The organism is Stenotrophomonas sp. SY1, assembly GCF_021202945.1.
Classification (GTDB): Bacteria; Pseudomonadota; Gammaproteobacteria; order Xanthomonadales; family Xanthomonadaceae; genus Stenotrophomonas.
Genome location: NZ_JAJOYR010000001.1, coordinates 2,491,951 through 2,506,229 on the forward strand (window position 1 = coordinate 2,491,951; position 14,279 = coordinate 2,506,229).

The 14,279-nt window shown below is 63.8% G+C and carries 8 protein-coding genes; 3 read left to right on the forward strand and 5 right to left on the reverse strand.

Annotation, left to right across the window (positions count from 1 at the left end; genetic code table 11):
• Nucleotides 1-17: 17 nt before the first annotated feature.
• Complete coding sequence (locus LR961_RS10555) at nucleotides 18-746, reverse strand: response regulator (RefSeq protein WP_232148847.1); 729 nt, start codon at nucleotides 744-746, stop codon at nucleotides 18-20.
• Here LR961_RS10555 and LR961_RS10560 point away from each other — a divergent pair.
• Nucleotides 666-1,217 carry an ATP-binding cassette domain-containing protein gene (locus LR961_RS10560; RefSeq protein ID WP_232148848.1) on the forward strand — a complete coding sequence of 184 codons (552 nt, stop codon included), beginning with the start codon at nucleotides 666-668 and terminating at the stop codon, nucleotides 1,215-1,217. The genes LR961_RS10555 and LR961_RS10560 overlap by 81 nt on opposite strands.
• Entirely contained in the window at nucleotides 1,217-2,458 is a 1,242-nt protein-coding gene (locus LR961_RS10565) for an HlyD family type I secretion periplasmic adaptor subunit (RefSeq protein WP_232148849.1), read from the forward strand. The genes LR961_RS10560 and LR961_RS10565 overlap by 1 nt, the downstream gene beginning before the upstream one ends.
• Before the next feature lie 1,019 nt (nucleotides 2,459-3,477).
• Here the strand turns inward: LR961_RS10565 and LR961_RS10570 are convergent.
• The 4 genes from LR961_RS10570 to LR961_RS10585 all read right to left on the reverse strand — a co-directional run bounded on the left by LR961_RS10570 (nucleotide 3,478) and on the right by LR961_RS10585 (nucleotide 11,037).
• Complete coding sequence (locus LR961_RS10570; RefSeq protein WP_232148850.1) at nucleotides 3,478-7,356, reverse strand: Ig-like domain-containing protein; 3,879 nt, start codon at nucleotides 7,354-7,356, stop codon at nucleotides 3,478-3,480.
• Between the two features lie 422 nt (nucleotides 7,357-7,778).
• Entirely contained in the window at nucleotides 7,779-10,370 is a 2,592-nt protein-coding gene (gene acnB, locus LR961_RS10575) for a bifunctional aconitate hydratase 2/2-methylisocitrate dehydratase (protein WP_232148851.1), read from the reverse strand.
• Nucleotides 10,371-10,408: 38 nt separating this feature from the next.
• A complete protein-coding gene (locus LR961_RS10580; protein ID WP_232148852.1) occupies nucleotides 10,409-10,807 on the reverse strand; it encodes a type II toxin-antitoxin system VapC family toxin in 399 nt (132 codons plus the stop codon).
• Nucleotides 10,804-11,037 carry an AbrB/MazE/SpoVT family DNA-binding domain-containing protein gene (locus LR961_RS10585; protein WP_232148854.1) on the reverse strand — a complete coding sequence of 78 codons (234 nt, stop codon included), beginning with the start codon at nucleotides 11,035-11,037 and terminating at the stop codon, nucleotides 10,804-10,806. The genes LR961_RS10580 and LR961_RS10585 overlap by 4 nt, the downstream gene beginning before the upstream one ends.
• 268 nt (nucleotides 11,038-11,305) lie before the next feature.
• Between LR961_RS10585 and acnA the strand changes: the two genes are divergently transcribed.
• Nucleotides 11,306-14,068 (forward strand): aconitate hydratase AcnA, encoded by a 2,763-nt coding sequence (gene acnA / locus LR961_RS10590; protein WP_232148856.1) that lies wholly within the window; start codon nucleotides 11,306-11,308, stop codon nucleotides 14,066-14,068.
• Nucleotides 14,069-14,279: the final 211 nt, after the last annotated feature.

The window sequence follows — 14,279 nt, forward strand, 5'->3', positions numbered from 1 at the left end:
ACGCACCGGCTGCATCGTCACGCGACAGCAGTGCATTTACTACGGCCCAGTTCGGCGCGTAGCGCCGTCGCCTGCGCAATTGTCGTTTCGAGCTGAACCGCCAGTTCCCTTACCGCTGCCTCCAGGGCCTGCTGGTCATGCGGGTGTTGCTGGCAGGCCTCCTCCACGCGTTCGCAGGCCCGCACCGACTCACCCGCATCCACCATCCGCGCGCCGCCCTTGATGCCGTGTGCCAAGGCCGCCAGTGCCGCAACCTGCGGATCATCCTTCCAGGCCAGCACAGTCACCACGTCGTGCCGGAAGCTGTCGATCGCCTCGTCCAGGAATACGCAGGCCAGACCATCGTCATCACCGGTCAGCGCCCGGACCATCGCCACCATCGATCCATCCACCGTCACGCCAGCAACGCTATCGTTGGCCACCGAGCTACCTTGCAGCGTGGCCAACTGGGACGAAAGCGCCGACAGTGTCAGCGGTTTGAACAAACAGTCATCCATCCCGGCATCCAGGCAGCGGACACGCTCCTCCGGTAGTACGTTGGCGGTGTAGCCGATCACGGCACATGGTTTGACACCGCGTGCCTTCTCTTCGTCACGGATGCAGCGGCTCAACGTGTAGCCATCCATGACCGGCATGCAGCAGTCGGTGATCACCATGTCGAATCCATGCCATTTCCACAGAGCCAGAGCTTCCTCGCCGTTCTGCGCGCTGACTACCGTCTGACCGAGGAAGGACAGCTGCTCCACCAGCAGGATCCGGTTGGCCGGGCGGTCACCGGCCTGGATCATGTGGCCGCGGCGCACCCGCGCGGCATCAACCTGCCCATCGGCGAGATGGGCGAAGGCGTCTCCGGCGGCCAGCGCCAATTGGTGTCGCTGGCCCGCAGCCTGCTGGCACGCCCGCGCCTGTTGCTGATGGATGAGCCCACCAGCGCTATGGACTCCCAGACCGAGGCGCTGTTCCTGCAGCATCTGCAGCGCGCCACCCAGGGCCAGACGCTGGTCGTGGTCACCCATCGTCCGTCGCTGCTGGCCCTGGTCGACCGCGTGATCGTCATCGATGCTGGCAAGGTGGTGGCCGATGGTCCGAAGGCCACGGTGATGGCGGCGCTGCGCGGCAACGAGGCGCAGCCCTTCGCTGCCGGCGAGGAGGCCGCGCAACCTACGCCGACGGCACGTCCCCGCCGTCCTGCCCTTGCTGCCCGGGAGGCACACTGATGGCTGCCTGGTTCAAGCGCAACACTACGCAGGCCAGCATCAGCGCCGCCGATGCCGCCTTCATGAACGACGTGCAGGAGTCGCTGCTCGCGCAGACCACACCGGGATCGCGCCTGGTCGTGTACATGGTCCTGGCCGTGATCGTCTGCGGCCTGGCCTGGGCGCATTTCGCACGGGTGGAGGAAATCACCCAGGGCGAGGCAAAAGTGATCTCGCGCAGCCGTGAGCAGGTCATCCAGAGCCTGGAAGGTGGCATCCTGGCCGAGATGTCGGTGCGCGAAGGCGATATCGTCAATCCCGGCCAGGTACTGCTGAAGATCGACCCCACCCGCGCCAACGCCAGCTACCGCGAAGCACTGAGCAAGGTCATCGCGCTGAAGGCCACCATCGCCCGCCTGCGCGCCGAAGCCTACGGCCAGCCGCTTGAGTTCGATGCACAGGTACGCGAGTTCCCCGAAGAAGTGGAACAGGAGACGCGTGCGTTCAATGCACGTCGCCGTGCCCTGGTCGAAAGCGTCGCATCACTGGAGCGCAGCTATGCGCTGTCCATCCGCGAGATCAACCTGGCCGAGCCGCTGGCCGCGAAGGGGCTGCTGTCCGATGTCGAACTGCTGCGCATGCGCCGTCAGGCCAACGACATCAAGTCGCAGGTGGTCGAGCGCCAGAACCGCTATCGCGCCGATGCCAACTCCGAGCTGGTCAAGCTGGAAATGGAGCTCTCCCAGACCAACGAAAACCTGGTGGGTCGCGCCGACGTCGTCGAACGCACCACCATCACCGCGCCAGTGCACGGGACGATCAAGAACGTCAGGGTGAACACCATCGGCGGCGTGATCCAACCTGGCGAACACATCCTGGAAATCGTGCCGCTGGAGGACCAGCTGCTGGTCGAAGGCAAGATCCGGCCCAAGGACGTGGCTTTCCTTCGTCCCGGCCTGCCCGCCACGGTGAAGATCACCGCGTATGACTACGCCATCTACGGCGGTCTGACCGGCAAGGTGGAGCACATCAGCCCGGACACACTCAAGGATGACCAGAAAGCCGCAGCTGGCCGCGCCGACGACACGTACTACCGCGTGCTCGTACTCACCGAGAAAAGTGCCCTGCAGGCCGGTGGCAAGGAGTTGCCGATCATTCCCGGCATGGTCGCCTCGGTTGAGATCCGCACCGGCGAGAAGAGCGTTCTGGACTATCTGCTCAAGCCCGTACTCAAGGCGCGCGAAGCATTCCGCGAACGCTGAACAAGAGGGAAAAGCTCACTGGCGACTACTCCATGGTCAGAACAACGTTGTTTAGTACAAACCAGGCCCGCCATTTCTCACGGCAAGGGAGCCCGAGGTTGACGAACTGCCTTCTTCCGCTCCCGAATGAGCATGACAACGCCTGGAAAGATATACCCTCGTTCCGACCTTAGACTCCGTGCAGTGGCGGGAAAGTGGTAGGCGACTGCATCCTGCCTCTTTCCCCATACGCGCTCCTTCAACCAGCCTTCCACAACACTGGAGATGTTTCCTTTAGCCCGCTCGGCACAAGTCGGAGAGATGTAGGGCACAACGAACGTGCATGCAAGCCGATGATCCCCTTCATCCAGCAGAAGGTGTCCTGCATCCTTCCAGGCCCCTTTCATTGCCTTACGCACTTGCACACCGCGATCTTTGGATTGATCTCCAATCGGCTGCCAAGCCTGCTTTGCTTCGAACGCAAAATTGCTACGACCATTGCCAAGGTGCAGGTCGACTCGACCGCTACTAATGGCGCCGCTCTCCACATGCCCTCTGGGCAGGGATGAATCTCCACCTTCAGCTCGCGCAACACGAACTCTCGCCCGCTTGTCACTGATGAATTCCTCGATAGCCATCCACCGTCCCGATGGCACCCTCCACGCAGCCCCCGCCAAGCTGCTAAGCGTCGCGCGCTCGTTGTACCACCACAGCGCGTCTTCTGGCTCACGCCTGCTGTAAGCGCTGAGTATCTCAATCCACGACTCAGCGACTGGCCTTAACTTACTTGCGAAAGGCTTCGAAGCACCATGAAATCCGATCATCCCACTGATGTCCTTCATCCCAATCCCGTTCTTTTTGCATCACTCATTTCGAATCGACCATTTTCTGGCGATTCGTAACCGAAAGTCGATGCCGGAAGTAAAAGAAAGCCCCCGGTTTCGCCGGGGGCTTAGCTTTTCTATGGTTGCATATCCCCACCGCTATCAGGCAGATCAGAAAACCGACTCATGCAACAGGATGGATCCTGCAAACGTCCGTCAGATCAGCGTCACCTTCACCAGTTCCTGCACCAGCAGTTCCGCATCCAGGCCGGAGTGCTGGTAGGTGGCATACGACACCCCGTTGACCACCTGTTTGCCGCCCAGCACCCAGTCACCCAGGTCCTCACCGCCAACACCCAGCAGGTCATCCAGCCGCAGTGCATCGCCGGCATTGCCCTTGACCAACATCTGCTGCCGGGACTCGGCCAGGTTACCGAACAGCCCGACTTGCCCGTTCTCCAGCACATCCTTCAACGACAATGTCAGCGTGTTGTTGCCGGTACCGGTGATGTCGATGATCTCCACGCCGCTCAGCTTGCCGGCTGACGTCGCCAGGGTCAGGTTCATCGCCTGGCTGGCGCCCTGCAGCTTGAGCGTGTCCACACCATCGCCACCGTGGATACCCTTGTTGGCGGTGCTGGCCAGATGGGTGGCTGTCGTATAGCCGAGGGTTATCGTGTCATTCCCCGCGCTGCCGTGGTAGGTATCGGATACCTCGTCCAGCTTGTGCACGTCACGCGCATCAGCCACGTGCAAGGCCTCGACCTGGCTGAATGCATCCATGGTCACGCCCTTGCCGCTGGTGATCACTTTGAAGCTCCCCACATCGCCCCCTTCGGCCCCGTTGTAGGTGAACGCCTTGATGTAACGCCCGGAGCTGAGTGTCCCGGTCAGGGTCTCGCGGTGAATCTGCTTGCCATCCACGCCGTAGACCACAACCTGCACACCGCCGCCCGCGTTGTCCACGCCGGAGAAGCGCAGCGAGATCCGGCGCGCCGCGCCGTCCAGCGTGAACAAGGCACCCGCCTCATCCCCGCCCGGCGACACCAGCTTCAACCCCGCCAACGTGGCGGTGGTGGAAGCCATCTTGGCAAGCTTGGCCGACCCGAACGTCCCCACGGTGACACCATTTCCGTCGTACACGTCGTTCACCACGGCGGTCGCGGCCACGTTGAGGGTGTCGGCCAGCGTCTTGCTCGAGAACCCGCCACCGATGACCCGGTAGGCTTCCGATGCCGGCCCCTTCAGTCCCTGCGAAACGATGCTCGCCACCACGTCGAAGTCGTAGCTCACGCCCTGGCCGGTGGTGGTACCGGTGCGGGTCACGGCAGTGGGCACCTTGACCAGCACCGCATCGGCGGCGATGTCCTGCGCAGTCAACACCTGCTGGTAAACGGCAATACCCCACTGCACGTGAATCACATCACCCACTACCGCCTTGCTGCCAGCCAGCGACACCTGCATGTCCACGCCGTTGTTCGCTTCGGTCGCCGTCAAAACGTCTTCGGCTTCGGCGATGCGCACGATCCGCGGTGCCTGGACACCATCGGCCAGCGTCACCTGGCGCTCCACGCTTTGGACCTGCATGCCATTGGCACCGACGATGCGGGCCTGGATGTTCCAACCGGATGCATGCACGGACAGGTCGGTGAAGAACCACCTCCCGTTCTGGACGATGGCATCGCCCCAGCTCTTGCCATTGTCGGTCGAGACCTGGACCTTGGCGCCGGCAGCCAGTTCGGAGATCACTGTGCCCTGGAGCAGGCGACCGGCACTGCCATCGGCCGTCACGAAGTCAACGGCCGCGCCCGTATCCTTGCCCATCGCATCGATCGACAAACCGGAGCGCACCTCCACGCCCTGCTGTACCAGCACCTCGGCGTCGTATGCCGAATGCCGGTACACCGCGTAGGTTGCACCGCCCACCTGCACCACGCCGCTCATCTTCCATTCGCCCTGCAACGGGCCGCCGGCAGTGCCGTTGAGCTCCAGCATGTCGCCGGCATTGCCCTTGACCAGCATCTGCACCTTGCCACCGCTGGTGAACAGATTCCTGCCACCACCGGCCAGCACGTCGGCCAGCGTCATCCTGAGCGTGTTGTTGCCACTGCCGGTGATGTCGATGATCTCGATCGAGTCGATCTTCTGCCCGATCTCCCCCAGGTCCAGCACCTGCCTGGCACCGGTCAGCTTCAGCGTGTCGATGCCCTGCCCTGCGGATATCCCGCCGCTGGTCGTTGCAGCGAGGTGCGCTATGTTGCCCAGGGAGAAGATGTTGTCCTCATCGCCACCGTAGTACGTGCCTTTGGTGCCGCTTATGGTCTGTTGCGAGAGCGTATTGAGCTTGCCCGGCCCACGGCGCATCTCGAAATTGTCCAGGCCGATCCAGTCGTAGTCACCACAATAGGTTTTAACACCGGGAAGCTTGTACCCGGTGCTGACCACCATGTACGAGAACTCCTTACCAGCGGGTGCCTTGAAGGCGGCATTGAGCGTGTTTGGCCAGTCGGCCGACAGCGTGAGCTGTCCGACCAAGGCACCATTTGCGCCATAGAAGCGGGCCTGCGCCGATCCGAAGGCGTCCGCCTGCAGATTGGTTACCAGGAACTTCAGCTCCGTCAGCGGACCTTCCAGAAAGTCGATGCGGCTGGATCCCATCACGCCGATCTTCATGCCACTGGCGATGGCGGGGTCATAGCTGCTGAAGCCATTGACGGCCTGCTTTGACTGCCAGTGATTGTAATCAAACAGCGAAGTGACGCGGATACCCGCATGGCTGGCACTCTGCCCCGCCATGAGATCCGCCGCTGCGGCACCGCTGAAGTCAACATAGTGGTATTCGCCCTGGTCCAGATAACGCGATGCGTTGCCGGCCTTGTCGACAATGGCAGCCATCACATTGCTCTGCGCCAACGAGATGCCTGGATTGATCCGTGCGGTACCGGCGGCCGCCTCCTGTGCGGTCAGGACGTAATCATGTCGCAGGCCGCCGGCCACGATGCTGACGATGTCACCTTCGGCGACGTCGGCTTTGTTGAAGTTGACGCGCACATACGCGCCGTCCGTGGCCACCAGGATCGGCGCATTCGGCACCAGCGTATCGAAGACCACCTCCTTGAACTGGACCTCACCGGCCTTGCCGGCGCTGTTCACCACCTTGGTCTGGATCTCCCAGCTGCCGCTGTGGCTGTTGTTGTCCTGTGCCGCCCACTGGCGGCCATCAACGATGGCGTCCACCCAGCTGCGGCCACCGTCGGTGGACACCTGCAGGCGCTCACCGGTCAACAAGGGTGCGCTGATGACACCCTGCATCAGGCGCCCTGCACTACCATCACTGGTGAGGCGGTCGGTGCCACTCACGCCCCAGTCCTTGCCGATCGCGGTCACCGTTGCGATCTGCTCCGGACCCTGGGTGCCGACCACGACGATGTACGTCTCTGAAGTCTCCGAGGGGTTGCCGGCCGGGTCGGTCACCATCACCTCGAACGCGTGCTGCCCGTCCATCAACGGTGTGGTCGGGGTGAACGACCAGATACCGTCCTTGCCGACCGTGGTCTCGCCGATCACGTTGCCATTGTCGAGGATGGTGACCTTGTCGCCCGGGTCCGCCTTGCCGGTCAGGGTCGGCGTGTTGTCATCAGTGGTTCCGCCGTGGGCAACCGGGCCGACGTCCGGTCCCTGGTCGTCTGCGACCGCGTCGATTTCCGGCCGTTCCGGTGCGTGCAGATCCACGTTGATCAGGTAGACCGGCGAGAACTCGCTGGTGTTGCCATCCGGATCTTCGTGGGTGACGCTGATCTCGTGCGCGCCCTCGGCCAGCGGTCTCACCGGCACCAGCGACCATTCGCCGCTGGCAGGAATACGCACCCGGCCCAGCAGCAGGTCGTTGTCGTAGACATGCACCAGATCGCCCGGCCGGCCCCGGCCGCTGATGGTCGGCCGGCCGTCGTCGGTGTAGCCACCGTGGGCGATGTTCCCCTGCACGCTGCCCACACCATCAACGATGGCGTCGATCACGGGAACCGTATAGGCGATGCCGCGCGCGGCGGCGTCACGGCTGGCGGCCAAGGGGTCGAGGTTACGGTTGTCGTTCAATTTCCAGCTCCATCAGGTAGTGAAACCGCCCCGCGCGGGGCGATGCAGGTCGTTGTTGTCGATGCCACGCCACTGGAGCCGACTCAGGGCTGCCAGACGCCGATTCCATCGCTCACAAGGGAGATCGGAATGCGCTGTCACGGGATCGTCGTAGGGCGGCACGCTTTCTCACTGCGCGAAGTCATCGCCGTGCGCACCGGTGTTGCGTCAAGCCGGTGACCCGGCCATTCCGGGTTCGGGGTTTCATCTGAAATCAACGCGTCGCGAAGGCCGGCATTCTGGTGAGCACCCCGGTAGCCGTATATGAGATTCACCTCAAACATCACCTTCCATCCCGCACTTCCGGCGGTCTGGCGACGGGCAGCAAAAAACCCCCGGCTTGCGCCGGGGGTTTTCTGTTCAACACTTACCGCAGATCAGACTCAGGCGTTGACCGAATCGGCCACGTCCTTGTAGTCGGCAATCTGGTCGAAGTTCATGTAGCGGTAGATCTCGCTGCCAGCGGCATCGAGCACGCCAACATCGGCCATGTACTCTTCCTTGGTCGGGATACGACCCAGACGCGAGCAGATCGCGGCCAGTTCGGCCGAACCCAGGTACACGTTGGTGTTACGGCCCAGGCGATTCGGGAAGTTGCGGGTCGAGGTCGACATCGCGGTGGAGCCTTCGCGGATCTGTGCCTGGTTGCCCATGCACAGCGAGCAGCCCGGCATTTCCATGCGTGCGCCAGCAGCGCCGAAGGTGCCGTACACGCCTTCCTTGGTCAGCTCGGAGGCATCCATCTTGGTCGGCGGGGCCACCCACAGACGGGTCGGGATGTCACGCTTGCCTTCCAGCAGCTTCGCAGCAGCACGGAAGTGACCGATGTTGGTCATGCACGAACCGATGAACACTTCGTCGATCTTGGCACCGGCCACTTCAGACAGCGTCTTCACGTCGTCCGGGTCGTTCGGGCAGGCCACGATCGGCTCGTGGATGTCGGCCAGGTCGATCTCGATGACGGCGGCGTACTCGGCGTCGGCATCCGGCTCCAGCAGCTGCGGGTCGGCCAACCAGGCTTCCATCTTCTCCACGCGACGGGCCAGCGAACGGGCATCGGCGTAGCCTTCGGCAATCATCCACTTCAGCAGCGTGATGTTGCTGTTGAGGTACTCGATGATCGGCTCCTTGTTCAGGCGCACCGAGCAACCGGCGGCCGAACGCTCGGCCGAGGCGTCGGACAGTTCGAACGCCTGCTCCACCTTCAGGTCCGGCAGACCTTCGATTTCCAGGATGCGGCCGGAGAAGATGTTCTTCTTGCCGGCCTTGGCCACGGTCAGCAGACCGGACTTGATCGCGTACAGCGGAATCGCGTTGACCAGATCACGCAGGGTCACGCCCGGCTGCATCTTGCCCTTGAAGCGCACCAGCACCGACTCCGGCATGTCCAGCGGCATGACGCCGGTGGCAGCGGCGAAGGCGACCAGGCCCGAACCGGCCGGGAACGAGATGCCCACCGGGAAACGGGTGTGCGAGTCACCACCGGTACCGACGGTGTCCGGCAGCAGCATGCGGTTGAGCCAGCTGTGGATCACGCCGTCGCCCGGGCGCAGCGAGACGCCGCCACGGGTGGAGATGAACTCCGGCAGGGTGTGGTGGGTCTTCACGTCCACCGGCTTCGGGTAGGCAGCGGTGTGGCAGAACGACTGCATCACCAGGTCGGCCGAGAAGCCCAGGCAGGCCAGGTCCTTCAGCTCGTCACGGGTCATCGGGCCGGTGGTGTCCTGCGAGCCCACCGAGGTCATCTTCGGTTCGCAGTAGGTGCCCGGGCGCATGCCCTTGCCTTCCGGCAGGCCACAGGCGCGGCCAACCATCTTCTGTGCAAGCGAGTAGCCCTTGCCGGTATCGGCCGGCTGCACCGGCAGACGGAACAGGTCGGTCACCGGCAGGCCCAGCGCTTCACGCGCCTTGGCGGTCAGGCCACGGCCGATGATCAGCGGAATGCGGCCACCGGCACGCACTTCGTCGAACAGAACGTCGCTCTTGACTTGGAACTCGGCGATCACTTCGCCGTTCTTCAGCGCCTTGCCATCGTACGGACGCAGCTCGACGACATCGCCGTGCTCCATCTTCGACACGTCCAGCTCGATTGGCAGCGCGCCGGCATCTTCCATGGTGTTGTAGAAGATCGGGGCGATCTTCGAACCCAGGCAGACACCGCCGAAGCGCTTGTTCGGGATGAAGGGGATGTCTTCACCGGTGAACCACAGCACCGAGTTGGTGGCGGACTTGCGGCTGGAACCGGTACCGACCACGTCGCCGACGTAGGCAACCAGATTGCCCTTTTCCTTCAGCGACAGGATCTCCTGGATCGGGCCTCGCTTGCCGTCTTCTTCCGGCACGAACGGGGCATCCGGACGCTTGTTCTTCAGCATCGCCAGGGCGTGCATCGGGATGTCCGGGCGGGTGGTGGCGTCCGGTGCCGGCGACAGGTCGTCGGTGTTGGTTTCGCCCGGCACCTTGAACACGGTGATGGTCAGGCTCTGCGGCACTTCCGGCTTGCTGGTGAACCACTCGGCATCGGCCCAGCTCTGCAGCACGCCCTGTGCATTGGCGTTGCCGGCCTTAACCTTTTCCTGCACGTCGTGGAAGGCATCAAACACCAGCAGCGTGTGCTTCAGGCCATTGGCGGCGATGGCGCCGACTTCGGCGTCGTCCAGCAGCTGGATCAGCGGGGCGACGTTGTAACCGCCGAGCATGGTGCCCAGCAGTTCGGTGGCGCGCTCGCGGCTGATCAGTGCGTTCTTTTCGGTGCCGAAGGCAATGGCGGCCAGGTACGAGGCCTTGACCTTGGCGGCGTCGTCCACGCCAGCCGGCACGCGGTTGGTGATCAGGTCGAGCAGGAACTCGGCCTCACCCGCCGGTGGGTTCTTCAGCAGCTCGATGACGTCGGCCGTCTGCTGTGCGGTCAGCGGCAACGGCGGGATGCCAAGCGCGGCGCGCTCAGCTACGTGGTGGCGGTAGGCTTCCAACATGACAACTCCCGGGTGTAACGGTTTGAGAATGGATGGGCTCAGCTTTGCGGCACGATCAGCTTCAGGCCCTTGAAGTAGTCGCGATAAAACGTGTCGTTCCAGGTGATCAGGCCGTCGCACTGCAGCAGCGCATGTGCGCCGACCATGAAATCGTCGATGCGGCGGGTGTCGCCGCTGCGCTGGCGATGGCGGCGGTGCATCTCGCCGGCACGCAACGCGGATTTGGCTTCCAGCGGGCTGAAATGGACGCCCATTTCTTCCAATGCTTCCTGTACTTCGGCGCCACCGCGCAGCGAGGCGCAGACTTCGGCCAAGGTGGTGCCGCAGACGACCACCCGGCCACCGACAAGCGCCTGCCGCAGGCAGGCCTCCACCGCGTCGGCACGCGGGCCATCGCTGAGCAGTTCGATCAGCACAGGCGAATCGACCGCGATCATGCTTCGTCGGCCTCGTCGCGGACGGTGCGCACCGCCTGTTCGGCCGATTCAAAGCCATCCAGCGCGAATTTGCCGCGCGCACGGGAAATGGCGTCGTCCACGCTCTTGCGCAGGATGATGCGGCTGCCTTCCAGCTCGACCTTCAGCAGCGTGCCCTTGGTCAGGCCCAACGCATCACGTACCGCCTTGGGCAGGGTGATCTGCCCGCGTTCAGCTACGGTGGCTTCCATGGGACCTCCAATGAAGTATGCACGAATTATACATACTTGCCCGGGCATACCCCAGCCCGCAGCTGACCGTCCGGGCCAACTCTGACGGCCCTGGAGCCGTTACACGGGCGCAACAAGCCGTTGCCTAAACTGGCGGCCACAGCCCTGCCCCGGCCGTGAACGCGTGGTCCATACTCGACCTGCATTCACACGGGCCATCGGCCCCGGAAAGCCCGCGCGGCGCCCCATGCACCGCGGCAAGCCATCTGTAAGAAAGGAGCAATGCCGTATGAACGATACGTTCTCCACCCGCAGCCAACTGGACGTTGGCGGCCAGCAATTCACCTACTGCAGCCTGCCCAAGCTGGGCCAGAAGTACGACATTTCCCACCTGCCCTATTCGATGAAGATCCTGCTGGAGAACCTGCTCCGGCACGAGGACGGCGGCCAGACCGTCGGCCCGGAGCACATCGAGGCCGTGGCGAAGTGGAACCCAAAGGCTGAACCGGATACCGAAATCGCCTTCATGCCGGCGCGCGTGGTGCTGCAGGACTTCACCGGCGTGCCCTGCGTGGTCGACCTGGCCGCCATGCGCGACGCGGTGACCAAGCTTGGCGGCAAGGCCGAGCAGATCAACCCCCTCATCCCCTCCGAACTGGTCATCGACCACTCGGTGCAGGTGGATGTGTTCGGCCGCCCGGACGCGCTGGACATCAACGGCAAGATCGAATTCGAGCGCAACCGCGAGCGTTACAGCTTCCTGCGCTGGGGCCAGAAGGCCTTCGAAAACTTCAAGGTGGTGCCGCCCAACACCGGCATCGTCCACCAGGTGAACCTGGAGAACCTCGCCCGCGTGGTGATGGAACGTGACGTCGATGGCACCCGCTGGGCGTTCCCGGACACCGTGTTCGGCACCGACTCGCATACCACCATGATCAACGGCATCGGCGTGCTGGGCTGGGGCGTGGGCGGCATCGAGGCCGAGGCGGCCATGCTCGGCCAGCCGTCGTCGATGCTGATCCCGCAGGTGGTGGGCTTCAAGCTCAGCGGCAAGCTGCCCGAGGGCGCCACCGCGACCGACCTGGTGCTGACCGTCACCCAGATGCTGCGCACGCTGGGCGTGGTGGGCAAGTTCGTCGAGTTCTACGGCGACGGCCTGCAGCACCTGCCGTTGGCCGACCGCGCCACCATCGCCAACATGGCGCCGGAGTACGGCGCCACCTGCGGCATCTTCCCGATCGATGCCGAATCGCTGAACTACCTGCGCCTGTCCGGCCGCAGCGAAGCGCAGATCGCCCTGGTGGAAAGCTACGCCAAGGCCCAGGGCCTGTGGCACGACCCCAGCAGCCCGCACGCGCAGTACAGCGCCACGCTGGAACTGGACATGGGCAACGTGAAGCCGTCGATGGCCGGCCCCAAGCGCCCGCAGGATCGCGTGCTGCTGGAGGACGTGCACAGCAACTTCTCCGATGCACTCAAGGGCCTGACCGTCAATCGCGACCAGCGCACCGGTGATGTGGCCGATTTCATCAACGAAGGCGGCGGCGCAGCGGTCGGCAACGAGCAACTGGCCAAGGGCCATGCCGACATCGTCATCAACAACCAGTCGGCGCGACTGAAGGACGGCGCGGTGGTCATCGCCGCCATCACCTCCTGCACCAATACGTCCAACCCGGCGGTGATGCTGGGTGCCGGCCTGCTCGCCCGCAACGCGGCGCGGCTGGGACTGAAGGCCAAACCGTGGGTGAAGACTTCACTCGGGCCGGGCTCGCGCGTGGTCACCGATTACCTGGAAAAGGCCGGCGTGCTGACCGAGCTGGAGAAGCTGGGCTTCTTCGTGGTCGGTTACGGCTGCACCACCTGCATTGGCAACTCCGGCCCATTGCCGACCGAAGTCAGCGCCGGCATTGCCTCCGGTGATCTGGTGGTTGCATCGGTGCTGTCGGGCAACCGCAACTTCGAAGGCCGCGTGCATCCGGAAGTGAAGGCCAACTACCTGGCCTCGCCGCCGCTGGTGGTGGCCTACGCCATCGCCGGCACGGTGCGCATCGACCTGACCAAGGAACCGATCGGCCAGGACAGCACCGGCAAGGACGTCTACCTGCGTGACATCTGGCCGAGCAACAAGGAGATCGGCGACATGATCGCCGCCACTGTCGGCCCGGAAATGTTCAAGCAGAACTACGCCGACGTGTTCAAGGGCGACACCCGTTGGGCGCAGATCCAGTCGCCGGAAGGCCAGGCCTACCAATGGAACGGCGACTCGACCTACATCAAGAACCCGCCCTACTTCGAAGGCATGACGATGCAGGTCGGCACCATCTCCGACGTGCACGGTGCGCGCGTGCTGGGCTTGTTCGGTGATTCCATCACCACCGACCACATCTCCCCGGCCGGCAACATCAAGAAGGACTCGCCCGCTGGCCGCTTCCTGCAGTCGCGCGGCGTGCAACCGGCCGACTTCAACAGCTACGGCAGCCGCCGCGGCAATGACGATGTGATGGTGCGCGGCACCTTCGCCAACATCCGCATCAAGAACCTGATGTTCGGCGGCGAAGAAGGCGGCAACACGCTGTACTACGCCAAGGGCAGCAAGGACGGCGAGAAGCTGGCCATCTACGACGCGGCCATGAAGTACAAGGCCGACGGCGTGCCGCTGGTGGTACTGGCCGGCAAGGAATACGGCACCGGCTCCTCGCGCGACTGGGCGGCCAAGGGCACCAACCTGCTGGGCGTCAAGGCAGTCATCGCCGAGAGCTTCGAGCGCATCCACCGTTCCAACCTGGTCGGCATGGGCGTACTGCCATTGCAGTTCAATGATGGCGAGAACGCACTGAGCCTGGGGTTGGATGGCTCTGAAACCTTCGACATCACCGGCCTGCAGGACGGCAACGCCAAGCGCGCCACCGTCACGGCAACCCGGGCCGATGGCAGCCAGAAGCAGTTCGAAGCCAAGGTGCTGCTGCTGACCCCGAAGGAAATCGTGTACTTCCGCAACGGCGGCCTGCTGCAGTACGTACTTCGCCAATTGGCCGCGAAGAAGGCCGCCTGACCGACCGTTGATCGGCGGAAGCCCCGCCCCGCGCAGCACGCGGGGCGTTCCCAGCGGACGCACGGCAGTGCCGTGCAAGCGTCCACTGCTCACCCACAACGGCGGACTGTTGCAGTACGTACTTCGCCAACTGGCCGCGAAGAAGGCGGCTTGATCGACTTCTTGGAAGGCTTGATGATTTGATGAAAAGAACAACGCCCCTTCTGGGGCG